General features: G+C 64.4%; 22 protein-coding genes. 17 read left to right on the top strand and 5 right to left on the bottom strand.

The genetic code is table 11. From position 1 onward, the window contains the following. Positions 1-60: 60 nt before the first annotated feature. Positions 61-1401, bottom strand: a complete 1341-nt coding sequence (locus N805_RS04865; protein ID WP_028613184.1) for an MFS transporter — start codon at positions 1399-1401, stop codon at positions 61-63. Between the two features lie 563 nt (positions 1402-1964). Between N805_RS04865 and mrdA the strand changes: the two genes are divergently transcribed. From mrdA to sfnR, 4 genes are all read left to right on the top strand, one after another. Next, on the top strand, positions 1965-3860 hold the full coding sequence (mrdA, locus tag N805_RS04860) for a penicillin-binding protein 2 (protein WP_028613185.1): 1896 nt from the start codon (positions 1965-1967) through the stop codon (positions 3858-3860). A gap of 338 nt (positions 3861-4198) precedes the next feature. Next, positions 4199-4759 (top strand): FMN reductase, encoded by a 561-nt coding sequence (msuE, locus tag N805_RS04855; RefSeq protein ID WP_016487602.1) that lies wholly within the window; start codon positions 4199-4201, stop codon positions 4757-4759. Positions 4760-4768: 9 nt separating this feature from the next. Continuing rightward, complete coding sequence (locus N805_RS04850) at positions 4769-5956, top strand: acyl-CoA dehydrogenase family protein (protein ID WP_028613186.1); 1188 nt, start codon at positions 4769-4771, stop codon at positions 5954-5956. 9 nt (positions 5957-5965) lie between these two features. Next, positions 5966-7066, top strand: a complete 1101-nt coding sequence (gene sfnR, locus N805_RS04845; protein ID WP_028613187.1) for a sigma54-dependent transcriptional activator SfnR — start codon at positions 5966-5968, stop codon at positions 7064-7066. Positions 7067-7294: 228 nt separating this feature from the next. Here sfnR and N805_RS04840 read toward each other — a convergent pair whose 3' ends face one another. Continuing rightward, complete coding sequence (locus N805_RS04840; protein WP_028613188.1) at positions 7295-7921, bottom strand: glutathione S-transferase family protein; 627 nt, start codon at positions 7919-7921, stop codon at positions 7295-7297. 166 nt (positions 7922-8087) lie between these two features. Here N805_RS04840 and N805_RS04835 point away from each other — a divergent pair, with 166 nt between their 5' ends. The 4 genes from N805_RS04835 to N805_RS04820 all read left to right on the top strand — a co-directional run bounded on the left by N805_RS04835 (position 8088) and on the right by N805_RS04820 (position 12176). Continuing rightward, positions 8088-9407, top strand: coding sequence for an NAD(P)/FAD-dependent oxidoreductase (locus N805_RS04835; protein WP_028613189.1), 1320 nt, complete (start codon positions 8088-8090; stop codon positions 9405-9407). 12 nt (positions 9408-9419) lie between these two features. Further along, the gene (locus tag N805_RS04830) at positions 9420-10202 is read left to right on the top strand and encodes an NAD(P)-binding domain-containing protein (protein ID WP_028613190.1); all 783 of its coding nucleotides are present in this window, start codon (positions 9420-9422) and stop codon (positions 10200-10202) included. Between the two features lie 234 nt (positions 10203-10436). Further along, positions 10437-11813: an MFS transporter gene (locus N805_RS04825; protein ID WP_028613191.1), complete on the top strand. Its 1377-nt coding sequence runs from the start codon at positions 10437-10439 to the stop codon at positions 11811-11813. A gap of 12 nt (positions 11814-11825) precedes the next feature. After that, positions 11826-12176, top strand: coding sequence for a cupin domain-containing protein (locus N805_RS04820; protein ID WP_028613192.1), 351 nt, complete (start codon positions 11826-11828; stop codon positions 12174-12176). 115 nt (positions 12177-12291) lie between these two features. Here the strand turns inward: N805_RS04820 and N805_RS04815 are convergent, their stop codons facing one another. Further along, entirely contained in the window at positions 12292-13350 is a 1059-nt protein-coding gene (locus tag N805_RS04815; RefSeq protein WP_028613193.1) for a GlxA family transcriptional regulator, read from the bottom strand. A gap of 200 nt (positions 13351-13550) precedes the next feature. On the opposite strand from N805_RS04815, the gene N805_RS04810 reads away from it, so the two are divergent. The 3 genes from N805_RS04810 (at position 13551) to N805_RS04800 (ending at position 16447) form a co-directional block, all read left to right on the top strand. Further along, positions 13551-14942 (top strand): NAD(P)/FAD-dependent oxidoreductase, encoded by a 1392-nt coding sequence (locus N805_RS04810; protein WP_028613194.1) that lies wholly within the window; start codon positions 13551-13553, stop codon positions 14940-14942. 10 nt (positions 14943-14952) lie between these two features. Next, a complete protein-coding gene (locus N805_RS04805) occupies positions 14953-15921 on the top strand; it encodes an NAD(P)-dependent oxidoreductase (RefSeq protein WP_033741936.1) in 969 nt (322 codons plus the stop codon). A gap of 208 nt (positions 15922-16129) precedes the next feature. Next, positions 16130-16447 carry a DUF2388 domain-containing protein gene (locus N805_RS04800; RefSeq protein ID WP_028613195.1) on the top strand — a complete coding sequence of 106 codons (318 nt, stop codon included), beginning with the start codon at positions 16130-16132 and terminating at the stop codon, positions 16445-16447. A 121-nt stretch (positions 16448-16568) separates the two neighbouring features. On the opposite strand, the gene glcC is transcribed toward N805_RS04800, so the two are convergent. Next, positions 16569-17333, bottom strand: coding sequence for a transcriptional regulator GlcC (gene glcC, locus N805_RS04795; protein ID WP_028613196.1), 765 nt, complete (start codon positions 17331-17333; stop codon positions 16569-16571). Between the two features lie 195 nt (positions 17334-17528). Here glcC and glcD point away from each other — a divergent pair, with 195 nt between their 5' ends. The 5 genes from glcD (at position 17529) to N805_RS04770 (ending at position 24037) form a co-directional block, all read left to right on the top strand. Then, positions 17529-19028 (top strand): glycolate oxidase subunit GlcD, encoded by a 1500-nt coding sequence (gene glcD, locus N805_RS04790; RefSeq protein ID WP_028613197.1) that lies wholly within the window; start codon positions 17529-17531, stop codon positions 19026-19028. Beyond that, positions 19028-20080, top strand: a complete 1053-nt coding sequence (gene glcE / locus N805_RS04785) for a glycolate oxidase subunit GlcE (protein WP_028613198.1) — start codon at positions 19028-19030, stop codon at positions 20078-20080. The genes glcD and glcE overlap by 1 nt, the downstream gene beginning before the upstream one ends. Before the next feature lie 9 nt (positions 20081-20089). Beyond that, entirely contained in the window at positions 20090-21325 is a 1236-nt protein-coding gene (glcF, locus tag N805_RS04780) for a glycolate oxidase subunit GlcF (RefSeq protein ID WP_028613199.1), read from the top strand. After that, on the top strand, positions 21318-21716 hold the full coding sequence (locus N805_RS04775; protein ID WP_028613200.1) for a heme-binding protein: 399 nt from the start codon (positions 21318-21320) through the stop codon (positions 21714-21716). The genes glcF and N805_RS04775 overlap by 8 nt, the downstream gene beginning before the upstream one ends. 152 nt (positions 21717-21868) lie before the next feature. After that, positions 21869-24037 carry a malate synthase G gene (locus tag N805_RS04770; protein WP_028613201.1) on the top strand — a complete coding sequence of 723 codons (2169 nt, stop codon included), beginning with the start codon at positions 21869-21871 and terminating at the stop codon, positions 24035-24037. 159 nt (positions 24038-24196) lie between these two features. Here the strand turns inward: N805_RS04770 and N805_RS04765 are convergent, their stop codons facing one another. Beyond that, positions 24197-24778 (bottom strand): flavin reductase family protein, encoded by a 582-nt coding sequence (locus N805_RS04765; RefSeq protein ID WP_028613202.1) that lies wholly within the window; start codon positions 24776-24778, stop codon positions 24197-24199. 196 nt (positions 24779-24974) lie between these two features. Here N805_RS04765 and N805_RS04760 point away from each other — a divergent pair, with 196 nt between their 5' ends. Beyond that, on the top strand, positions 24975-25313 hold the full coding sequence (locus N805_RS04760; protein WP_028613203.1) for a hypothetical protein: 339 nt from the start codon (positions 24975-24977) through the stop codon (positions 25311-25313). Positions 25314-25428 lie beyond the last annotated feature (115 nt).

Raw genomic sequence — 25428 nt, 5'->3', positions numbered from 1 at the left:
AGGCCAACTTGGCCCAGGGCAGCACACTGCATTCAGATACCCGGCCGGACCGGGTTGCGCTCAGTGACTCAGTGCATCAGCGGGCTGGGCGGACGTCGGCTTGGTCATTGGGCGCAGCAACAGCAGGCAAGCCGCTGCAAGCACGAAGACGCTGGCAAACACCCCGTACAGGTGCAGCGGTTGCCAGCCGCCATCGAGCAACACGCCTGCCACGGTTGGCGACAGGATTGCGCCCATGCGGCCGATGCCGATGCCCCAGCCCACGCCGGTAGCGCGCACCGAGGCGTCATAGACCACCGGCGACAGGGCATACAGGCCGGCCACGCAGCCGTTGGAGAACAGCCCGATCAGCAACCCCAGCGCCAAGGCGGCACTGACCGACGCGCCATTGACCACGAACAGCACCAGCAGCGCCGCGGTGATCAACATGAACAGCGCCAGCACGCGGGTGAGTGGCCAGCGCGAAGCCAGGCCACCGATCAGCGCCGCGCCGAGGATGCCGCCAACACTCAACAGCACCCCGCCGGTGATGCCCTGCTGTGCCGACAAGCCAGCGGCCACCAGCAGTTTCGGCGTCCAGCTCATGACGAAGTAGAAGCCGAACATGACCAGGAAGAACAGTAACCAGATAACCAGCGTGGTGCGGCGCATGGCCGGCGCCAGCAGTTGCCGGAAGCCGCGGGCGGCGCCCGGCTCCCTTGCTGCGGGTGTTGGCAGGTGTGCCAGCGCCGGCTGACCAAGGCGCACGGCCAGGCGGTTGACCCGTGCCAGGGCATTTGCCGGGCGACGCGCCAGCAGAAAGTCCAGCGACTCTGGCAGCCACAACAGCACCAGCGGGATCACCAGCACGGTGACAATGCCGCCAAACAGGAACACCGAGCGCCAACCCCAATGCCCCAGCAGCCATACCGCCAGCAAACCGCCCAACGTCGCGCCCAGGGCATAACCGGTTGACTGCAGGCTCACCGCCAGGCCGCGCCAGCGTTTGCTGGCGTACTCACTGGCAATCACGTTGCTGCTGGCCAGGATGCCACCGATGCCCAGCCCGGTCAGGCCACGCAGCAGCGCCAGTTGCAACGGGCTCTGGCTCATTGCCGAGAGCAGCATGCCGATGCCGGACAGCGTCAGGCACAGCAGGATCAGCGGGCGACGACCAAAGCGGTCGGCCCACGGCGCGATGAACAACGAACCGGCCGCCATGCCAAACAGGCCGGCGCTGAGCAGCAGCCCCACCTGCGCGCCGTTCAGGTTCCACTCGGCGGACACCGACGAGGCAGTGAAGGCCATGACCAGTACGTCAAAGCCATCGATCATGTTGAGGACGATGCAAATACCAATGGCCAGGTACTGGAAGCGGCCCATCGGGTCGTTGTCCAGGCGTTGCTTGAGATCGGTATTCATGGGGTCACCTGCCGGTTGGCCACAGGCGGGAGGACAGATGCGCACGCGCAGGCAAGACGGGGGGAACCCTGACAGTTCCGGGCCGCTGGATAGCCATTCATGACTGAACCCTTTTTGTAATTGTTATTGCATACGGCAGGAGGGCTCCCGCCGTTGTCAGGCGCTAATCAACCAGATAATGGATCCACAAACAACAGGCCGCATTCGATCACTCCGAGAAAATTACTCATGGCGAAGGTTGAAAATTGATAATCAGTACATTTTAAGCTTATTTATCAACGGCTTGATGATTTAACATCTAATCCAATTTTCGTTCGTTTATCGAACACTACAGATTTATGGATCCATGAAACACCAAGAAACCATACCTTGCCCTTAAGGACTTAGCTGCCATGAACAAATCTTCATGTTCCCCGCCAGCGCCCTGATTGCGGGGCGAACAGCCGTTATCCACCCAGCGCCAGCCGCCACTCGCCTTGAGGCCACGATAGGTGTTGCGTAGCATCCCCGGCCCGATCGCGCGCCCGCACAGCCACCGCGATACCTGCAAAAAAGAGCTACTGATGCCACAACCCATCCCCCTCAAGGACCACGAAAAGGAAAAGCACCTGGTCAATCGCCGGCTCCTGGCCTGCGCCATCCTGGTCTTCAGCCTGGTCGCCGTGCTGGTGGGGCGGCTATATGTATTGCAGGTGCTGCAGCACGACCAGCAGACCGCCGTGTCGGAAAACAACCGCGTGCACGTACTGCCCATCGCCCCCGAACGCGGGCTGATCTACGACCGCAACGGCGTGGTGCTGGCCGACAACAAACCCAGCTTCGACCTGACCATGACCCGCGAGCGGGCCGGCGGCGACTCCGCCAAGGTGCTCGACACCCTCACCCAGGTGCTAGGCCTGACCGAAGACGACCGTAAGCAGTTCGACAAAGACCTGCGCCGTGGCCGCAAGCCGTTCGAGCCGGTGACCCTGATGGTGGGCCTGAGCGAAGAGCAGATCGCCCTGGTGGCGGTGAACCAGTTCCGCCTGCCGGGCCTGGAGGTAGAGCCGCAGTTCATCCGCGAATACCCCCTGGCCGGGCATTTCGCCCACTCGGTGGGTTATGTGGGGCGCATCAACGAGAAAGAGGCCAAGGTCCTCGACAGCACCGAGTACCGTGGCACCCAGTCAATCGGCAAGACCGGTATCGAACACTTCTACGAAAGCCAGCTGCACGGCCATGTGGGCTATGAGGAGGTCGAGACCAACGCCCAGGGCCGGGTGATGCGCGTGCTCAACCACAAGGCCCCGACCCCGGGGCAAGACATCGTGCTGACCCTGGACGCCCACTTGCAGGTGGCCGCAGAAAAGGCGCTGGGCGACCGCCGTGGCTCGGTGGTGGTACTGGACCCGGCCAACGGCGACGTGCTGGCAATGGTCAGCAACCCCAGCTTCGACCCCAACCTGTTCGTCAAGGGCATCAGCTTCAAGCAGTATGCCGAACTGCGCGATTCCATCGACCGCCCGCTGTTCAACCGCGTGCTGCGCGGCCTGTATGCCCCTGGCTCGACGGTGAAACCGGAAGTGGCCATCGCCGGCCTCGACAGCGGCGTGATCACGCCGGGCAGCCGGGTGTTCGACCCGGGCTACTACCAGTTGCCCAACTACGACCACAAGTACCGTAACTGGAACCGCAGCGGCGATGGCTGGGTAGACATGTACACCGCCATCATGCGCTCCAACGACACCTACTTCTACGACCTGGCGCACAAGCTGGGCATCGATCGCCTGCATGACTACATGGCCGAATTCGGCCTGGGTCAGAAGGTGTCGCTGGACATGTTCGAGGAGGCCTCCGGGCTGATGCCGTCGGCCCAGTGGAAGCGTGCCACCCGGCGCCAGGCATGGTTCCCGGGCGAGACGCTGATCCTGGGCATTGGCCAAGGCTACATGCAGGTCACCCCGCTGCAGCTGGCCCAGGCCACCAGCCTGCTGGCGAGCAAGGGCGTGTGGCATCGCCCGCACCTGGCCATGACCGTGGGTGGCGATGCGCCGGTGGACCCCAACCCGATGCCCGACATCGTGCTGCACGACAAGCATGCCTGGGACCAGGTCAGCCAGGGCATGCAGATGGTCATGCACGACCCGCGCGGTATTGCCCGCGCCGCTGCGGCAGGCGCGCAGTACCGGATCGCCGGCAAGAGTGGTACCGCGCAGGTGGTGGCAATCAAGCAGGGTGAACGTTACAACCGCAACAAGACCCTGGAGCGCCACCGCGACAACGCCCTGTTTGTCGGCTTTGCACCGGCCGACCACCCGAGTGTGGTGGTGGCGGTGATGATCGAGAACGGTGAGGCTGGGGGCCGGGTGGCGGGGCCGGTGGTGCGCGAGGTGATGGATGCTTACCTGCTGGATGAGCAAGGGCATCTGAAGCCGGAGTATGCGGGCGGGGTGCCTGCCCGGGGCGTGCCGCACACTTGAGATTGCCGGGGCCGCTTCGCGCCCCATCGCGACGCAAGGCCGCGCCTACCCGTCCTGCGTAAGGCCAGACAGGCGCCAAAAATAAAATAATCGTATAAGAATATAAATTCTTATTCTTTTTTTTGAAAAGAGTAATCCTTTATAACCTTCCCAACTGTACAGCAGCCAACACCCGGCCAACTGTCTGCAGCGCAACACCCGATCAACAGAAAACGCCCGCACGGCAACACCCGCGCAGACACGAACTTGCGCTAACCCGTTGATCCCAAACAACATTAGAACCAGGCACGACGATTGCTCAAGCAAAGTCCCGCTCAACCAGAACCGGAGACCTGCCCATGAGCACCCCACTGAACGTCGTAGCCTTGTCCGGCGGCACTTCCCGCCCTTCGCGCACCCTGGCCTTGACCGAGGCGATCCTCGCCGAACTGGCCGAACACCTGCACATCAAGCCGCACCTGATCGAACTGGGCGACATCGCCCGCCCACTGGGTAGCGCCTTGTGGCGCAGCGAGCTGCCCGAAACCGTCGAACAGCAACTTCGCCTGGTGGAAAAGGCCGACCTGCTGGTGGTAACCACCCCCGTATACCGTGGCAGCTTCACCGGCCACTTCAAGCACTTGTTCGACCTGATCGGCCAGGACGCCCTGGTCGATACCCCGGTACTGCTTGCCGCCACCGGTGGCAGTGAACGCCATGCACTGGTACTCGACCACCAGCTGCGCCCGCTGTTCAGCTTCCTGCAGGCCTTGACCCTGCCCATCGGTGTGTTCGCCAGCCAGGCAGAGCTGGCCGACTACCGGGTCTCCAGCGATGCCCTCGCCGCCCGTATCCGCCTGGCCGCCGAGCGCGCCGTACCGCTGTTCGGCGCCCACCACGCACTGCGTAAAAGCGCCTGAGGAGCGGCCATGAATGCACCTGTAAATACCCCCCTGCGCCCTGCCTTGGCCATCGCCCGCGAACTGGCCGGGCAGTTTGCCCAGACCGCCGTCGAGCGCGACGAGCGTGGCGGCACGCCGAAAGCCGAGCGCGATGCCTTGCGTGACAGCGGCCTGCTGTCGCTGGTGATCCCGCAGGCCTTCGGCGGCCAGGGGGCCAACTGGCACGACACCTTCGCGGTGGTGCGCGAGTTCGCCCGGGTCGACAGCTCCATTGCCCACGTGTTCGGCTTTCACCACCTGATGCTGGCCACCGTGCGCCTGTTCTCGCGCCCGGACCAATGGCAGCCGTGGTTTGAACAGACCGCCCGCAAACAGTGGTTCTGGGGCAATGCCCTTAACCCGCTGGACACGCGCACCGTGGTCAAGCACTTTGACGGCTGGTGCGAGTTCTCTGGCAAGAAAAGCTTCTGCTCCGGGGCCAGCGATTCGGAAATGCTCATCGCCTCGGCGGTGGACGAACGTGCCGGCGGCAAACTGCTGATCGCCGCCATTCCCAGCGGCCGCACCGGCATCAGCCTGCACCGCGACTGGAACAACATCGGCCAGCGCCAGACCGACAGTGGCAGCGCCACGTTCGAGCGGGTGCGGGTCGAGCACAATGAACTGCTGCTCGACCCGGGCCCCCTGAGCACCCCGTTCGCCGCCCTGCGGCCGCTGATTGCCCAGCTGCACTTCGCCAACCTGTTCCTCGGCATTGCCGAAGGCGCCTTCGACGAAGCCCGCCAGTACACGCTGAAGGAAAGCCGGCCGTGGTTCCGCTCCAGCGCCACCAGCAGTGCCGAAGACCCTTACGTGCTGCGCCATTACGGCGAGTTCTGGGTCAGCCTGGAAAGCGTACGCCTGCTGATCGAACGGGCCGCGCGCCAGCTGGACGCCGCCTGGGCCAAGGCACATGCCCTTACGGCTGAAGAGCGCGGCGACCTGGCACTGGCCATCGGTACCGCCAAGGTCGCCGCCAGCCGCCACGGCCTGGACATCTGCAACCGCCTGTTCGAAGTCACCGGTGCGCGTGCCACCCATGCCTCGCTGCGCTTCGATCGGCACTGGCGCAACCTGCGCACGCAAACCCTGCACGACCCGGTGGACTACCGCATCCACGAACTCGGCGAGTGGGCCCTCAACGACAAACGCCCTGCCCCATCCTTCTACTCCTGAGGACTGCCCATGCAACTGCTGACCCTCCCCCCGTCACCGACACTGGCTACCTCGATCAGGGCGACCGCACAGGTCTTCGAAGACCCCAGGTCGCAGGCGCTGCTCGCCCACTTGCAACAGGTCGCCCCCAGCGAGGCCAGCGTCCTGATCATTGGCGAAACCGGCACGGGCAAGGAGCTGGTCGCGCGCCACATCCACAACCTCAGCGGCCGGCGCAACGGGCCGTTCGTTGCGGTCAACTGCGGGGCATTCTCCGAATCGCTGGTAGAAGCCGAACTGTTCGGCCATGAAAAAGGCGCCTTCACTGGCGCCCTGGCGGCCAAGGCCGGCTGGTTCGAGGAGGCCAACGGCGGCACGCTGTTCCTCGACGAAATCGGCGACCTGCCGCTGCCAATCCAGGTCAAGCTACTGCGCGTGCTGCAGGAGCGCGAGGTGGTGCGGCTCGGGTCGCGCAAGAGCATCCCGATCAACGTGCGGGTACTGGCCGCAACCAACGTGCAGCTGGAAAAGGCCATCAACGCCGGGCATTTCCGTGAGGACCTTTACTACCGGCTGAACGTGGTGACGTTGCAGTTGCACCCGCTGCGCGACCGCCCGGGTGACATCCTGCCGCTGGCCCGGCACTTCATCCGCAGCTACAGCGACCGGCTGGGCTACGGCCCCGTGGAACTGAGCCCCGAGGCCCAGGCCAAGTTGGTGGAGTACAGTTGGCCGGGCAATATTCGCGAATTGGAAAACGTGATTCACCACAGCTTGCTGACCTGCGGCGATGGCACTGTGCGCGCACAAGACCTGCGTTTGTCCAACCTGCGCATCGAACGGCAAGAAGAGGAGCCGGCAGGCAATGGTGTGGAGGACCTGCTGCAGCGGGCGTTCAGCCGGTTGTACGAGGAGCAGGCGGGTGACCTGTACGAAAAAGTGGAAAACGCCCTGCTGCGCTCGGCCTATCGGTTCTGCCACTACAACCAGGTGCATACCGCGCAGCTGCTGGGGTTGTCACGCAACATCACGCGCACGCGGCTGATTGCCATTGGCGAGCTGGTGGTGAACAAGCGGCGCGGGCAGGAACAGCAGGTGCTGGACAACCGGGTAGTGCGGTTGTCGATCTGAGACCTGTAATGCCTGAGCCGGCCTCTTCGCGGCTAAAGCCGCTCCCACAGGGACAGCGCAAGCTTGAAGCTTATGCAGTACCTGTGGGAGCGGCTTCAGCCGCGAACACCGGCGAAGCCGGTGCCATGTACCGGGTTGGGCCTTTCGCGGGCGTGCCCGCTCCCACAGGTATTGCGCCGGCTGCAAGACCATGCTGTACCTGTGGGAGCGGGCGTGCCCGCGAAGGGGTCAGGATGCCGTGCGCGGCATCAGCTCATAAGGGTGCTTCCAACCTGGCAGCGCCTGGATCCGCGCCTTCCACGCCTCGATATGGGCGAACTCCGCCAATGGAATACCGGTGTCTTCCGGCATGAATACATACCCCGCCAGCGACAGGTCGGCGATGGTCAGCCGGCCGCCAACCATGAACGGCGTCTTCGCCAGGTGCGCGTCGACAATGCGATAAGCCGCCGTGGCACGCTCACGAAGAAACCGGGTCACGTCCGTTTCGCCGGTGTTCTTCAGGCAGAACAGAAAGCGCAGCGCGGCGTAATAGCTGGTGAACTTGTGGTTGTCGAACAGCATCCAGCGCCAGATCTCGCGCTTTTCGTCATCGTCACGAGGGCCGAACTGGCCGGTCTGTTCGGCAAGGTATTCCAGGATCAGCGCAGACTGGGTGAAGGTTTTGCCCGCGTGCTCCAACACCGGCACCTCGCCTTGCTCGTTCACCTCGTCACGCCAGGTTTGCTCCCGGGTCTGGCCATGGAAGAAGTCGACAAACACCGGCTGCCAGTCCTGGCCCGTGAGTTCAAGCATCAGCGCAGCCTTGTAGGCGTTGCCGGATTCGGCGAAGCAATGCAGCTTGTAGTCGGGCATGGTGGGACCTTCAATTTCCTTTGAATGATCATGTAGGCCGAGCAAATCACGCCCGGCCCGAAACGGTCAATGCCCTGAGCCAAAACATCCCATTCCCCGTCCCTCCCGTCATAGTCCCCGCCCAGCCGCCAATGCCATAGTGGAGAAAACACCACGGATAAAAACCATGTACAGAAGCACCTCTACCCCCGCAGACGACAACGGTTGCGGCTGGTTCCACCTCAGCCCGCCGCGCCAGCCACGCGTTGCGCACCGGGGGCGGAGCGAGGCGCGCTGGGTGGTGCTTGGCGCGGGTTTCACCGGGCTTGCCGCTGCGCGCCAACTGGCCCTGCATCACCCTGACGACGAAGTGATCCTGGTCGACGCCCAGGAAGTCGGCTTCGGCGCCTCGGGGCGCAACTCCGGCTTTGCCATCGACCTGCCCCACGATATCGGCGCCGCCGACTACATCGGCGACCTGCCCACGGCGCGGATGAACCTCAAGCTCAACCTGCGCGCGCAGGCGATCTTGCGCGGGCTGATCAACCAGCACGGCATCGACTGCCAGATCCGCCCGGACGGCAAGTACCAGGCGGCCGTCGAAGACAAAGGGCTGGCGGTGCTCGAAGCCTACCGCAGCGGCCTGGAAAAACTCGGCCAGCCTTACCAGCTGATTGATGCCCGCGACCTGCCCGAGCACTTCGGCACCAGCTTCTACCGCAAGGCGCTGTACACCCCGGGCACCCAGTTGCTGCAACCCGCGGCCCTGGCCAAAGGCCTGGCCGACAGCCTGCCGGGCAACGTGACCCTGCACGAACGCACCACCATCACCCACATCGAGCACGGCCGGCGCATCACCCTCAAGCACGCCAACGGTGAGATCGTTGCCGACCAGCTGTTGCTGACCAACAATGCCTTCGCCTCGTACTTCGGCTTCCTGCCTGGCCGCCTGCTGCCGATCTTCACTTACGCCAGCATGACCCGCCCGCTGACAGAGGACGAACAAGCCCGCCTGGGCGGCAAGAACACCTGGGGCATCATCCCGGCAGACCCGTTCGGCAGCACCCTGCGGCGCACCCCGGACCAGCGCCTGCTGGTGCGCAACAGCTTCAGCTTCAATGCCGACGGCCGCGCCAACCCACGCCACATCGCCCGTGCCGGGCGCCAGCACCGCGATTCGTTCGAGCGGCGCTTCCCGATGCTGTCGGGCATGGCGTTCGAATACACCTGGGGTGGCTCGATGTGCCTGTCGCGCAACCACCTGTCGCACTTCGGTACCCTCGCCCCCAACGTGCATGCGGCGCTGTGCTGCAACGGCCTTGGCATCACCCGTGGCACGGCTACCGGCACCCTGCTGGCTGACTGGCTGAGCGGCGAACGCGACGAGCTGGTCGACTTCCTGCTGGGCTCCGCAGGCCCTAACCGCAACCCGCCGGAGCCGCTGCTGAGCGCGGGCGTCAACCTCAACCTGCACTGGGGCCAGCGCCGCGCCGGCCTGGAAAGCTGACCAGGAGGCACCATGCATAGCCTTGGCATTCTCGGGGTGGGCGAACTCACCGAAAAAGTAGTCATCGGCCTGCGTCGCAGCGGTTTCGAAGGCCCCATCCTGTTGTCACCGCGCAATGCGCAACGGGCAGCCCTGCTGGCCCAGGAGCATGGCTGCCAGGTGCTGGCAAGCAACCAGGCAGTGGTCGAGCAGGCAGAACTGGTGATCCTTGGCGTGCGCCCGCATTCGCTCGCCCAACTGGCAGAGGACGTACACCTGCGCCCCGGCCAGCGCCTGGTCTCCCTCGCCGCCGGGGTCAACCTTGCGCAACTGTCCACCGCGTTCCCTGGTGCCCTCTGTGTGCGTGCGATGCTGTCGTATGCGGCGCAGTACAACCAGTCCACGGTAGTAGTGTGTCCGCCCGATACGCTCACCACACAGTATCTGGGGCCACTGGGCAAACTGGTGGTGCTGCACGGCGAGCCGGAATTCGAACTGGCCACCGTGGCGGCGTGCATGAATGGCTGGTTCTACTTCCTGCTGCACGACCTGCAGCAGTGGCTGATGGACAAAGGCCTGCCCGCAGCCGAAGCGCGTGCGCTGGTGCTGGGCAACCTGCAAGACTGCGTGACCAGTGCCGGGCAGCAGCCGGCGTACACGCTCAAGGCCTTGGGCCAGGCCATTGCCACGCCGGGCACCTTTACTGCCGATGGCCTCGCGGTGCTGATGCATCAGCCGGTAAGCGCCACCTGGGGGGCGGCATGCGAGGTGGTACTGGACGGGTTGCTGACGCGGTCAGGGCTGGCCGGGCAATAAACGTCATAGGGCCGACGACAGCATCGTCGGCCTCGCCTGCGGCTACAGCTGCCGATACACCCGCGTCGTATCCTCCTCAACGCCTCAGCCGCGTCTGCGCACCACTTCCACCGTCCGCACCACCCACGGTCATCCCATCCCATGACTCGTCCGAGCCGTTATAGGGCGCCCACGCAAGCCGGTGCCATAGTGCCGCCACGTTAGTGCACCACATAACAACAAGAGGTAAGCCGTATGTCCGTTTCCAAACGCTCCGTAGAAGATGCGCCGCTCAACGGGTTCCACCGCAAACTGACGGTCTATTCCGCTGGCGGGCCTTTTCTCGATGGCTACGTACTGAGCATCATCGGCGTCGCCATGCTGCAAATCACCAATGCCTTGCAGCTGTCGGCCCTGTGGGAAGGGCTGATCGCCGCGTCAGCATTGATCGGTGTCTTCCTGGGTGGTTTTCTCGGTGGCTGGTTCACCGACAAGTACGGGCGCAAGGTCCTGTACCTGGTCGACCTGGTCGCCATCGTCGGTTTCTCGGTGGCGCAGTTCTGGGTCGAGTCGGCCTGGGCCCTGTTCGCCTGGCGGTTGCTGATCGGTATCGCGGTCGGTGCCGACTACCCGATCGCCACGTCGTTGCTGGCCGAGTTCCTGCCACGCAAGCAGCGTGGGCCGTTGCTGGCGGCCATGGTACTGATGTGGTTTGCCGGTGCCGCCGTGGCCTACATGGTCGGCGAACTGCTGCTGCGCGTGGGCGGTGAAGACGGTTGGCGCTATGTATTGGCCAGCGCCCTGATACCGGGCGCGCTGTTCCTGGTTGCCCGCAGTGGCACACCAGAATCGCCTCGCTGGCTGCTGAGCAAAGGCCGAACCGCCGAAGCCGACGCCGTGATCAAGAAAGTCTACGGCCCGGACTACTCCATTGCTGACCTGCCAGAGCAGACCAGCGACAAACCGGTGTCGGTGTGGTCGCTGTTCCACTCCGGTTACGGCAAGCGCATGGCCTTTGTCACCCTGTTCTGGACCTGCGCGATCGTGCCGCTATTCGCCATCTACTCGTTCGCCCCCAAAGTGCTGCAGGCACTGCAACTGACCGGTGACTGGGCGGCCTTTGGCTCCATCGCCATCACCTTGCTGTTCACCCTTGGCTGCCTGCTGGCCACCAAGCTGATCAACCGCCTGGGCCGGCGCAACATGCTGATCCACAGCTTCCTCTGGTCGGGCATGTCGCTGGCGCTGCTGGGGGTGTTCCCGGATGCCTCGCCAACAACCGTACTGGTGCTGTTCGGCGCCTATGCCGTACTGATCGGCGGCGCCCAGGTGCTTGAATACGTCTACCCCAACGAGTTGTTCCCGACCGAAATCCGTGCGTCGGCGGTGGGCCTGGCCACTTCGTTGTCACGCATCGGCGCCGCCGTGGGCACGTACCTGGTGCCGATATCCCTGGCCTCCTACGGCATTGCCAACACCATGTTCGCCGCCGCCCTGATCTCGCTGTTCGGCGCCCTGATTTCCTGGTGGCTGGCCCCCGAGACCAGCAAGCTCGACCTGCAGCAAGCCGCCACGCTTGGTAGCCACACTCGCACCACCTCCGCTGCCAAACCCGTTGTTCGTAAAGCCTGAAGGAGCCTATTCATGAGCCAAGTACTGACTGTCGTGCGCAATGCCCCCCTCGCGACGCTGGGTGCCCCTGCCCCGACCCGCCTGCCGATCGGTGAACCCGCCGCCCAGGCTGCCACCGCACAGGACCAGACCGACGAAGCCGTCGGCGCCAGCATCGGCGTATGGGAAAGCAGCCCGGGTGTGTTCCGCCGGCACCTGAAAAACCGAGAGTTCAGCCACATTGTCAGCGGCTGGTGCACCTTCACCCCCGACGGTGGCGAGCCGGTAGAGCTGCGCGCCGGCGACGCAGTGCTGTTCCCGGAGAACTGCGAGGGTGTCTGGGACATTCGCGAAACCCTGCGCAAGACTTACGTGCTGTTCTAAGGCACAAATGGATGATCGAACCTATCAGCCCCGGCAAACGGACCAGCCGGATGGAGATGTAGGCCTTCGGCCAGCCCTGACACCCACACGGTCCCTGTAGGAGCGGGATAACGTGTTAGAGCTCCGGGTCCAACCCCACCTTGTCGCCATGCCAGTCAAACCGCTCCACTTCGTGCCTGCGCTTGCGGAAGCTATACGGCGTCTCGCCATACTGCTTGCGAAACCACAGGATAAAGTGCGACGCATCGGAAAACCCGCAGGCCAAAGCAATGGTGGTGATGTTCTGGCTGGTGTTCACCAGCAACCGCCTAGCATGATCCAGCCGCAGCTTGCGCCAGTAGTTGGCCGGTGGCTCCTGGGTATTGGCCACAAATTCGCGGTGCAACTGCCGAGGGTGGGTGCCCACTGCTTCGGCCACGGCCTTGAGCGTCATCGAGGCATCCAGGTTGGCGCGCATGAAGCTGATCGCCCGCTGCACGCGGTCGTTCTGGTACACGCATTCGCTGGACGCCTTGTCCCGTTCTTCAGCGCGCTCGTCCACCAGCAGGTATTCCAGCCCCTTCTGCGCCCGCACTGCGCCGCAATGCCGGCGGATCAGGTTGGCCGCCAGGTCAATGGCCGTGCCGCCCGGGCAGGTGATGATCCCGCGGTCGTCCACGTAGCTCTTGTCGATCACCGCCGTGGCCAGTGGAAAACGCTCCTTGAACTCGTCGCGCAAGGTGAAATGCAACGCACAACGCCGGCCATCGAGCAGCCCGGCTTTGCCCAGCACGAACGACCCCGAGCACAGGGCGATGATCGGGATATTCGCCGCATGCACCTCACGCAGCGCATCCAGCAGCCAGGCCGGCGGATTGCGGGTTTCGTCCAGCAGGCCACCGGCCAGCACCACATAGTCGTACTGGGCAAACAGGTTAAGCGGCTTGGTCGGCGAAATGGGCATGCCGCAACTGGCGGTGATCGGCTGGTCGTCCAGCGTCATCCAGTCCCACTGGCACAACACCTGCTGGCTGCGGAATGACTTGTCCGCAGCAAAGCGCAGCGAGTCCACCAACCCCGCCACCGGCACCAGGGTGAAGTGGTTCATCAGCACGAAGCCTACCCGTAGTTCGGGCTTGACCTGCGCAGTGATGACGGGGGCGTGTACCGGTTGTTCTTGTTGTTCGGCAAACATGGACGCTGGCCTCGTTACATCGGTAATGGCGCCATTCTAAAGCGCGCCCTGCGTCCGTCATATCATATGCATCCCCACAAATAGGAAATCCGTGACAAAAGGCGGCGCCGTTCTATCAATTGTCATGGCTGTAATATCAGCCCCCAGCCCCGGCTGAGCATCATGTAGGCACAAGACAAACATGCTCAGAGGCACCCCTCATGTACCGTGGATTCTGGTATGCCCAGGCGCTGGACCTGGACAACGACCTGGCCCCTGCCCTGCAGGACTCGATTCAAGCCGACGTGTGCATCGTCGGCGGTGGCTTCCTTGGCCTGTGGTCGGCCATCCGCCTGAAACAGGCGCACCCGGAAAAAACCATCGTCATCGTCGAGCGCGACCGCTGCGGCTCGGGGGCCAGCGGGCGCAACGGTGGCGTGGCCACCAACTGGTGGGGCAAGTACCTGTCGGTGCGCACTATCTGCGGTGATGTCGAAGCACGGCGTATCTGCGAAGCCGCCGAGTCGGCCATCGACGAGATCGGCAGCTTCTGCCAGGAGCAGGGCATCGACGCCCAGTACCGCAAGGACGGCTGGCTGTGGACGGCCACCAACCAGCGGCAGATGAACTCGTGGCGCGTACTCACCGACGGCCTGCAGAAACTCGACGTCAACCCGTTCCAGGAACTGGACCGCCAGACCATTCGCGGCCGCGTCGGCTCGCCACTGGTGCTGGGCGGCATCTTCGACCCAAACGCGGCCACTGTGCAGCCCGCCACGCTGGCCCGCGGCCTGCGCCGCGTGGCATTGAAGCTGGGCGTGCAGATTTTCGAGAAATCGCCGTTCACTCACCTGCAGCGCGGCAAGCACCCTGTGGTGCACACCGCCAAAGGCCATGTAAAAGCCAACCACGTGGTGCTGGCGCTCAACGCCTGGGGCGCGCAATTCCCCGAGCTGCGCCGGATGATCGCGATCATGTCCAGCGACATGGTCGCCACCGCGCCGGTCAAGGCCAAGCTCGACGCCATCGGTTTCAGCGGCGGCGAATGCATGACCGATTCGCGCACCGTGCTCAACTACTGGCGCAACACCCCGGACGGTCGCGTGGTGTTCGGCAAGCCGCTGGGCCAGTTCGCCTATGCCGGGCGCATTGCCAACCTGTATGAAAAACCCTCGCCGGCCGCCGACAAAGTCGCTGCCGAACTGCGCCGCCTGTACCCGCAGTTGCAGGATGTACCGGTGGTCAGCAGTTGGACCGGGCCAATCGACCGGGCCATGAAGGGCCTGCCCAACTTTGGCTACCTCGACCATCACCAGACCGTCAGCTACGGCATCGGTTTTTCCGGCAACGGCGTGGCCACCACGGTGTTTGCCAGCCGCATCATCAAGTCGCTGGCCACCCATGCCAACGACGAGTGGGCCAACTGTGGCCTGGTCAACCAGAAGATGAAGCTGCTGCCGCCAGAGCCGTTGCGCTTCTTTGGCGCGCATCTGGTTCGCGATGCACTGGTGCGCAAGGAATCGCTGGAAGACCACGACCAGGATGCCGGCTTCGTCACCCGTCAGCTTGTGGGCATGGCGCCCGCCGGTTACGTGCCCGCGCAGAAAAAATAAGGACAAGACCGTGAGCGAACATATCGTCTTCCTTGACGACGAAGGGCTGGCGCCTTCCACCCGCCTCAAGCGCCCCGACTGCGATCACAGCTGGCAGCAGTACGCCTACACCCACCCCGACCAGGTTCCGGAGCACCTCAAAGACGCGACCGTGGCGCTGACCTGCAGCGTGCCGCTGCGCGAAGAGCATCTGCGCCAGTTGCCCAGGCTGAAGATGATCTCGCTGGCCCTGACCGGCCGTGACATCGTGGATGTCGATTATTGCGAAGCCAACGGCATCGAAGTATCGAGCGTACCGGGCTATGCCGCCAACACCGTGGCCGAGCACAGCCTGGCGATGATCCTTGAGCTGTTCCGCCGCCCGGCCGCCTTCACCCGCCTGATGCGCCAGGTGCATGCCGGCGACAAGCCGTACCAGAATATCTACTTCAACCACCGCATCCGCGATGTGCGCGACAAGCAGTTGGCGATCATCGGCAGCGGCCCGATTGCCCTGCGCCTGGCGCACCTGGCGCGGGCATTCGGCATGCAGGTGCTGTTCGAGGACCGCGGCGGCAAGCGCAAGGGCACCGATTGCCGGCCACTGGCCGAGCTGCTGAAAAGCTGCGATGTACTGTCGATCAACTGCCCGCTCACACCAGAAACCTACAACCTGATCGATGTCGACCAACTGGCGTTGATGAAGCCCGATGCCATTGTGGTCAACACCGGCCGCGGCGGCGTGGTCAACGAAACGGCGCTGATCCGGGCGCTGCAGCAAGGCCGCCTGGGCGGCGTGGCGCTGGATGTGGTGGAAGTGGAGCCGCTGCACCCGAGCAACCCGCTGTTCGAACTGATCGACCGCGACGACTTCCTGCTCAACCCGCATATCGCCTGGAGCAGTGAAGACGCCATGCAGCAGCTGATGGACAGCGCCGTGGACAACATCAGCGACTTCGTCGCCCGCCAGGTTTCTGAGAAAAGGACTCGCACTGCATGACCCTTGCCACCAAAAGCAGCTACGTCGATGGCGCCTTCGTGTTCTTTACCCGGGGGAAGACCACCTACCAGTTGGCCTGACCCTGCCTCGGGGCCCGCGCGGCGGCCCCGACAATCTCCAGCCAGCTAAGGGAACTACCCGCCCCCCCGGCCCTCTTAAACACTGAGTGGTTTATTTCCCTGTGCTTCACGCTATTGGAGAACTCGACATGCGCCACCTACTCCTCGCCCCTGCGCTGCTGCTCCTGCTGCCTGCTGGTGCTGCCCTGGCCCGCGTCGATGCGGGCGACGTCGCCACCTCAGCCGGTGTTTCCGCTTCGCTGTATTCGACCTTCAAGGACGACAAACGGATCATCCCGGCCCGTGACGAGCTTTCTGCCTTCGTAGCAAGCGGCGGTGCAATCCGTGGCGCCTATGTAGAGTCGGCGCTGGAACAGGTCCGCAAGGATCATCCGGGGCTGCAGGCCAATGATGAAGAGCTGGCCAGGGCTATTCTTTCCCAGGATGACCGTATAGCCGACCATTGAAGTCAGCCAGTACCGGCCTATTCGCGGGTAAACCCGCTCCCACAGGGACTGCACAGCCTTCAGATCTAGTGCGTTTCCTGTGGGAGCGGGTTTACCCGCGAATAGGCCGGCACAGGCGACTTCACCCCCAGCCATCCATGCGCATCGTCGCCCTGACCAACCGCTGCTCTTCCTGTTCGATCTCCCGCAAACTGTCGCGTATCCCGTTGATATGCTCACGCGCCGCCCGCTGCGCCTGCTCCGGCAGTTGCTCCATCACCGCGTGATACAGCCGCGCATGCTGCCGATCAATCTGGCGTTTTTGCGCCGGCCGGCAATACAGGTTGTTGACCGAGGCAAACACGGTGCTCAAGGTCAGGTCACTGAGCGATTGCAGGGTATGCACCAGCACCGGGTTGTGCGACGCCTCGCTGATCGCCCGGTGAAAGGCATGGTCACGGCGGGCGTGCTCACGGGCGTCCAGCGCCTCTGCCGCCTCGTGGGCAGCCAGCATTTCTTCATAACGCCGGCGAATCAGCAAGCGGTCGACCTCGGTGGCACGTAACGCCGCCAGCCGCGCCGACTCGGCCTCCAGCAACGCCCGCACCTCCAAAAGGTCGAACAGCGTGCGTGGCTGTGAGCTGAACAGGTGCATCAACGGTGTGGCACCCGCCTGCCCCGTCAGGTCGGCGACGAACGAGCCTCGCCCTTGCTCGGTGTCGATGATGCCGCGCCCACGCAAAATGCGTAGCCCTTCGCGCAGGGCCGAGCGTGAACAACCCAGCTTCTCTACCAGCCGCCGCTCCGACGGCAGGGCCTGGCCCACCTTCAGCACGCCGTCGACGATCAGCCGCTCGACCCGCTCGGCCACCTGGTCGGCGACCTTGCCCTTGCCGTCAGTAACCACTGCGCACCCTCCTGCTGGTAGGACCAGTTAGACCACCTGCCCCAATCTAGCCGGGTAAACCCATCAATAACCAGTACCCCGAAGAAAAACTGGTAGGACCAGTGCCTGCCATGCTCGACCGCTGCTGCTGGCACGCGCAGGCTGCAACGGTGACCGCTTTGCCAACAACTACAAAAACCGTTGCCGAGTGAGCCGATGAATATCCTGTACGACGAACGCGTCGATGGCGCACTACCCGCCGTGGACCAGGCAGCCCTGCTGCAGGCACTGCGCAGTGCCCTGCCGGACCTCGAAGTCCTGCACCGCGAAGAAGACCTCAAACCCTACGAATGCGATGGCCTGTCGGCCTATCGCACTGTGCCGCTGCTGGTGGTGCTGCCCGAACGCCTGGAGCAGGTGCAGACGCTGCTCAAGCTCTGCCACCAGCGCGGGGTGCCAGTGGTAGCGCGTGGCGCCGGTACCGGCCTGTCGGGCGGTGCCCTGCCGCTGGCCAAGGGCATCCTGCTGGTGATGGCGCGCTTCAACCGCATCCTTGAAGTCAACCCACAGGGCCGCTACGCCCGTGTGCAACCCGGCGTACGCAACCTGGCCATCTCCCAGGCCGCCGCACCTCATGGTATGTACTACGCGCCAGACCCGTCCTCGCAAATTGCCTGCTCCATTGGTGGTAACGTCGCCGAGAACGCAGGTGGCGTGCACTGCCTCAAGTACGGCCTGACTGTGCACAACCTGCTGAAGGTGGACATTCTCACGGTCGAAGGGGAACACCTGACCCTGGGCAGCGATGCCCTGGACAGCCCCGGCTTCGACCTGCTGGCGCTGTTCACTGGCTCTGAAGGCATGCTCGGCATCGTCACCGAAGTCACCGTTAAATTGCTGCCCAGGCCTCAGGTGGCAAGGGTGCTGCTGGCCAGCTTCGACAGTGTCGAGGACGCCGGCCGGGCGGTGGCCGAAATCATCGCTGCCGGCATCATTCCAGGCGGGCTGGAGATGATGGACAACCTGGCCATCCGCGCTGCCGAAGACTTCATCCACGCCGGCTACCCGGTGGACGCGGCGGCCATCCTGTTGTGCGAACTGGATGGCGTGGAGGCCGATGTGCACGACGACTGCGAACGGGTGGCCGCCGTGCTGACCCAAGCCGGCGCCCGCGAGGTGCGGCTGGCCTGCGACGAGGCCGAGCGCGTGCGCTTCTGGGCCGGGCGCAAGAACGCCTTCCCGGCGGTGGGGCGCATTTCCCCGGACTACTACTGCATGGACGGCACCATCCCACGCCGCGAACTGCCGCGGGTGCTCAAGGGCATCAGTGACCTGTCCAGCGAATACGGCCTGCGCGTAGCCAACGTGTTCCACGCCGGCGACGGCAACATGCACCCGTTGATCCTGTTCGATGCCAACCTGCCCGGCGAGCTGGAGCGGGCCGAAGCCATCGGCGGCAAGATCCTCGAACTGTGCGTGGCGGTGGGCGGCAGCATTACCGGCGAGCACGGCGTAGGGCGCGAAAAAATCAACCAGATGTGCGCGCAGTTCAATAGCGACGAAATCACCCTGTTCCACGCGGTCAAGGCCGCGTTCGACCCGCAGGGCCTGCTCAACCCCGGCAAGAACATCCCCACCCTGCACCGTTGCGCCGAGTTCGGCGCCATGCACGTGCACCACGGGCAACTGCCCTTCCCCGAGCTGGAGCGCTTCTGATGAGCATGGACCGCGACATCAGCCAGGCCCTGCTGGAGCAGGTTAACCAGGCCTTGAACCAGGGCACGCCATTGCGTATCCAGGGCAGCAACAGCAAGGCCATGCTCGGCAACCCGGTGGCCGGCGAAGTACTCGACACCCGCAGCCACCGTGGCATCGTCAGCTACGACCCGACCGAACTGGTGCTCACCGCCCGTGCAGGCACTCCGCTGCGCGAGATCGAAGCGGCGCTGCACGAGGCCGGCCAGATGCTGCCCTGCGAGCCCCCGCATCTGGGCCCCGAGGCCACCCTGGGCGGCATGGTCGCGGCGGGGCTGTCCGGCCCCAGGCGGCCGTGGGCCGGTTCGGTACGTGACTACGTGCTCGGCACGCGGGTGATCACCGGCCACGGCAAGCTGCTGCGCTTTGGTGGCGAGGTAATGAAGAATGTGGCCGGTTACGATGTATCACGGCTGATGGCCGGCAGCTTCGGTTGCCTGGGGCTGTTGACTGAAGTTTCCTTGAAAGTGCTGCCTCGGCCGCGCGAATGCCTGAGCCTGCGCCTGCCGATGGGCAGCCACCAGGCATTGGCCGAGCTGGCCGAATGGGGCCAGCAGCCATTGCCGATCAGCGCGGCCTGCCATGACGGAGACGCCCTGTACTTGCGCCTGGAAGGCGGTGAGGGCTCGGTGCAATCGGCCCGCCAGCGCCTGGGCGGCGTAACCCTCGACAGCGGCTTCTGGCGCGACCTGCGCGAGCAGCGCCTGGCGTTCTTCAGTGACCCCGCGCCGCTATGGCGGCTGTCGCTGCCCAACGCCACCGGCGAGTTGCACCTGCCCGGCCGGCAGTTGATCGACTGGGGGGGTGCCCAGCGCTGGCTGAAGTCCAGCGCACCGGCGCAGGCGATTCGCGACCAGGTTACCAAGGTGGGCGGTCACGCCACCTGCTACGCCCCCGGTGCAGCCAGCAGCCCACCCCTGCACGCCGCACTGATGCGTTACCACCGCGCCCTCAAGCAGCAGCTCGACCCCCAGGGGGTGTTCAACCCTGGCCGCCTGTACCCGGACCTGTGAGGCCAGACCATGCAAACCAACCTGAGCGAAACAAGCCGCCGGCTGGCCCGCGCCGACGAGGCCGAAAGCATTCTGCGCTCCTGCGTGCACTGTGGTTTCTGCACCGCCACCTGCCCCACCTACCAGCTGCTGGGCGATGAACTGGACGGCCCGCGCGGGCGCATCTACCTGATAAAGCAGGTGCTCGAAGGCGAGCCGGTCACCGCCAGCACCCAACTGCACCTGGACCGCTGCCTGAGCTGCCGCAACTGCGAAAGCACCTGCCCATCCGGGGTCAGGTACCACGACCTGCTGGACATCGGCCGCGCCGTGGTCGACCAGCAGGTGCAGCGCCCGCTCGGTCAGCGCCTGCTGCGCCAGGGCCTGCGTGCGGTGGTGCCACGCCCTGCGTTGTTCAAGGCGCTGACCCGCAGCGGCCAGGCCCTGCGCCCGCTGTTGCCGGCCACGCTCAAGCGCAAGCTACCGGCGCGCATCACGGCGCCCGGCGAGCGCCCCGCGCCACGCCACGCACGCCAGGTGCTGATGCTGGAAGGCTGCGTGCAGCCGGCCTTGTCACCCAATACCAATGCCGCTGCGACACGCCTGCTCGACCGCCTGGGGATTAGCGTGCAACCGATCCATCAGGCCGGCTGCTGTGGCGCGGTGGATTATCACCTCAATGCCCAGGAGCAAGGCCTGCAGCGTGCGCGGCGCAATATCGACGCCTGGTGGCCGGCTATCGAAGCAGGTGCCGAGGCCATCGTGCAAACCGCCAGCGGCTGCGGCGCGTTCGTGCGCGACTATGGTCACCTGCTGGAGCACGACCCCCGCTACGCAGCCAAAGCGGCAAGGGTCAGCGCCCTGTCCCGCGATCTGGTAGAAGTACTGCGCGATGAGCCGATCGAGCAACTGGGCCTGTGCGCCGAGCAGCGCCTGGCCTTCCACTGCCCCTGTACGCTGCAACACGCCCTGAAACTTGGAGGGGCGGTAGAGGCGCTGCTGACGCGCCTGGGCTTTACCCTGACTTCGGTGCCGGACGGGCACCTGTGCTGCGGCTCGGCTGGCACTTATTCGCTGACCCAGCCAGCGCTGTCGCTGCAACTGCGGGACAACCGCCTCAACGCCCTGGAAAGCGGCAAACCGCAAGTCATCGCTACCGCCAATATCGGCTGCCAGGCCCACCTCGACGGGGCCGGGCGCACGCCGGTACGGCACTGGATCGAAATCGTCGAAGCAGCCTTGAACCCGGAGAACCCCCATGCATAGCAAGTTCGTGATCGGCCATGCCGAAGTCGCCCGTGTGCTGGCCGCCGCCCGCCAGGAAGCCTTGGCACAAAAATGGAACGTGACCATCGCCGTGGTCGACGACGGCGGCCACCCCTTGGCCCTGGAGCGCCTGGATGGCTGTGCGCCGGCCAGTGCCTACATTGCCGTGGAGAAAGCCCGCACCTCCGCGCTGGGGCGCAAGGAAACCCGGGATTACGAGGAAATGGTCAATGGTGGCCGCACCGCGTTTGTCACCGCACCGTTGCTGACCAGCCTGGAAGGGGGCGTACCACTGCGGGTGGATGGCCAGGTGGTGGGTGCCATCGGCGTATCCGGGGTCAAGTCCGAACAGGATGCCCAGGTGGCCAAGGCTGGGGCGGCTGCCTTGTAAATCCTGTAACGGCCTCTTCGCGGGTAAACCCGCTCCCACAAGTACTGCACTGGATTTGAGGTGCCTGCGGTCCCTGTGGGAGCGGGTTTACCCGCGAAGAGGCCCGCACAGGCGACTGAATTCCCGAAGACCGAACATCGAGCGAACAGACAATGTCAAACGAACTCCAGATCGCCCCCACCCTCCAGCGCTTCATCGAAGACGAAGTCCTCCCCGGCACCGGTATCGAAGCCAACGCCTTCTGGCAAGGTTTCAGCACCCTCGTCCACGACCTTGCCCCGCAAAACCGCGCCCTGCTCGCCGAACGCCAGCGCCTGCAAACCGAGCTGGACAACTGGCACCGCCAGCACCCCGGCCCGATCCGCGACATGGCCGCCTACCAGCACTTCCTGCAAGGCATCGGCTACCTGGTCGACGCCCCCGAAACCGTGCAAATCAGCACCCGCAACGTCGACCGCGAAATTGCCATACAAGCCGGCCCGCAGCTGGTCGTGCCACTGAGCAATGCCCGCTACGCCCTCAACGCCGCCAACGCCCGCTGGGGATCGCTGTACGATGCGCTGTACGGCACCGATGCCATTGCCGAAACCGCTGGCGCCGAACGCGGCCAAGGCTACAACCCGGTGCGCGGTGACAAGGTGATTGCCTATGGCCGGCAGTTCCTCGACGCTAGCGCCCCACTCGACGGCGCTTCGCACCGCGACGCCACAGCCTACGCGATCGACCAGGGCACCCTGCAGGTCACCCTGGCCGACGGCCGTCAGGTCGTGTTGCAGAATCGCGCACAACTGCGGGGTTACCAGGGTGAGCCGAGCACACCCACGGCAATCCTGCTCCAGCACCACCAGCTGCATTTCGAAATCCAGATCGATCCGACCAGTCCGATCGGTCAGCAGGACCTGGCCGGGGTCAAGGACATCGCCCTGGAAGCCGCGCTGACCACCATCATCGACTGCGAAGACTCAGTAGCTGCCGTGGATGCCGACGACAAAGTCCACGTCTACCGCAACTGGCTGGGCCTGATGAAGGGCGAGCTGAGCGAACAGGTGAGCAAAGGCAGCAAAACCTTCAACCGCACCCTGGCCGAAGACCGCCGGTACCACGGCGTAGACGGCCAACCCTTGACACTACCGGGCCGCTCGCTGCTGTTCATCCGCAACGTCGGCCACCTGATGACCAACCCGGCCATTCACGACCGCGATGGCCGGGAAATCCCCGAAGGCATCCTCGATGCCGTGGTTACCAGCTTGATCGGCTTGCACGACCTCAAGCGCCGCGGCAATTCCCGCGAAGGCAGCCTGTACATCGTCAAGCCGAAGATGCACGGGCCGGCCGAAGTGGCCTTCGCCGACCAGTTGTTCGGCCGCGTCGAAGCCCTGCTGGGCCTGCCGGCACATACCCTGAAGATGGGCATCATGGACGAGGAGCGACGCACCAGCGTCAACCTCAAGGCCTGTATCGCCAGCGCGGCGTCACGGGTGGTGTTCATCAATACCGGCTTCCTCGACCGCACCGGTGACGAGATGCACAGCGCCATGCAAGCCGGCGCCATGCTGCGCAAGGGCGACATGAAAGGCAGTGCCTGGATCCAGGCCTACGAACGCAGCAACGTGCTGGTCGGGCTGGCCTGCGGCCTGCGCGGCAAGGCACAGATCGGCAAGGGCATGTGGGCCATGCCCGACCTGATGGCGGCCATGCTCGAACAGAAAGTTGCCCAGCCAAAGGCCGGTGCCAACACCGCCTGGGTGCCGTCGCCCACGGCCGCCACCCTGCATGCGCTGCACTATCACCAGGTAGACGTAGCCGCCGTACAACAGGCGCTGGAACAGGTCGACCTGGAAGCCCAGCGCGGCGCCTTGCTGCATGACCTGCTGAGTATTCCGGTGAGCCCCGAACGGCCATGGAGTGCCGCTGATATCCAGGCCGAACTGGACAACAACTGCCAAGGCATCCTCGGTTACGTGGTGCGCTGGGTCGAGCAAGGAATCGGCTGCTCCAAGGTGCCCGACATTCACGATGTGGGCCTTATGGAAGACCGCGCCACCCTGCGCATTTCCGCGCAGCACATTGCCAACTGGTTGCACCATGGGGTGGTGGGGGCCGAGCAGGTCGAGGCGACTTTGCAACGCATGGCCCAGGTAGTCGACCAGCAGAATGCGGGGGATCCGGCATACCGGCCGATGGCAGCCGGTTTCGATACATCGCATGCCTTGCGCGCTGCGCGGGACCTGGTGTTCAAAGGGCGCGAGCAGCCCAGCGGCTATACCGAACCGTTGCTGCATGGCTGGCGCTTGCGCTTCAAGCAGGAGGTTCAGCGCTAGCCAAAGCTGCGCGGTCCCTGTGGGGGCGGCCTTGTGTCGCGATCGGGCTGCAAGGCAGCCCCGGGATTTCAGCAGCGATGCACATATTGCCGGGGCCGCTTTGCGGCCCGATCGCGACACAAGGCCGCTCCTACACTTGATCGGTGCAGACCTGTTTGATCAATCCTGCGAATCGACCACCACGGCCTCGCCAATCGCATAAAAATGCCCACCCGCCACGTAGTGCAGACTGCGCCATTGCGGGTCGGCGCTTTCATAAGCCCAGTGCCCGTCCCTGAACACCCGGTCATCGGCCCAGGCCGCCACCACTTCGCCAATGAACAGGTCATAGGTGTTCTGGTTGTGCGGCTCGTCGATCACCCGGCACATCAGCCACGCCGAGCAGCCCTGCACCAAGGGCGCCACATGCCCATCGACCCGCGCCAGCTGCACACCGATGCTGGCCAGTTTGTCGGGCTGGTCGAACAGGCTACGGGTCCCGACCTGGTGGGTCAGCTGCGCCTGCGCTGCGGTCGGCACCTGGATCACGAACCAGCCACTGCCCTCCACCAGCTGCCGGGTGCGGGCAATCTTGTCGAGCACCACGGTCACCTTGGGCGGGTCAAAGTCCAGCGCACAAGCCCAGGCAGCCGCCATGACGTTGTCCACGCCCTCGTTACTGGCCGACACCAGCACCGTCGGCCCGTGGTTCAACAGGCGATAGGCCTTTTTCAGGTCGACGGGTTGGAAATGGCTGTTCATGGCAATCCTCGGCAAGACGGTATCAGACGACGGATTGTGCAGCAGCCCCCCCGCCTCCTGCCAGTCAAGCGTTGCACCTCAGCGCCTTCAGACATTTCCCACAAGGTTCTCGGAAGCGTCCTACTTGCTGTCGCTGACCTTAGAAAACAAGATCGGATCTGGATGAAGCAAAGCCGCGCTCCAGAGGAGGCTCCGCATGCACCTGTACGCCCGCCCCATCGCCGAACTGCGCAGCAGCCTGCGCGAAATGCTGGCCCATGACATGAGCAACCCCGATGAAGACCCGCACTTGTCGGGGGTCATGTTCTTCTGCGCCACCGATGAACAGTCCCGGCAATTGATCGAACGCATCGAGTTGCTGGCCAGCGAGGTGTTCTTCGACGCCAACGGGCGGGCCATTTCAGAGCATATGAAGGCTTCGACGATAGAAGGCGTGCGCATCAGGCGCAACCGCAACGGGCCGGAGGATGAGACGGTGATACGCATTGCGCTGGCAGAAAAAGGCTATATCACTGTGAGCACTGCCCGTTTCTGAGATTTCCGGGGCTGCCTTGCAGCCCATCGCCGGCAAGCCAGCTCCCACAGGACCGCGTCAAGGCTGAGGTGAACGCGATACCTGTGGGAGCCTTCCTGTTCAATCCGCTATCCTG

The sequence above is a fragment of the Pseudomonas putida S13.1.2 genome (assembly GCF_000498395.2).
Lineage (GTDB): Bacteria > Pseudomonadota > Gammaproteobacteria > Pseudomonadales > Pseudomonadaceae > Aquipseudomonas > Aquipseudomonas putida_Q.
The sequence above is the reverse complement of the archived record's forward strand: the minus strand, read 5'-3'. Positions and strand labels throughout refer to the sequence as shown.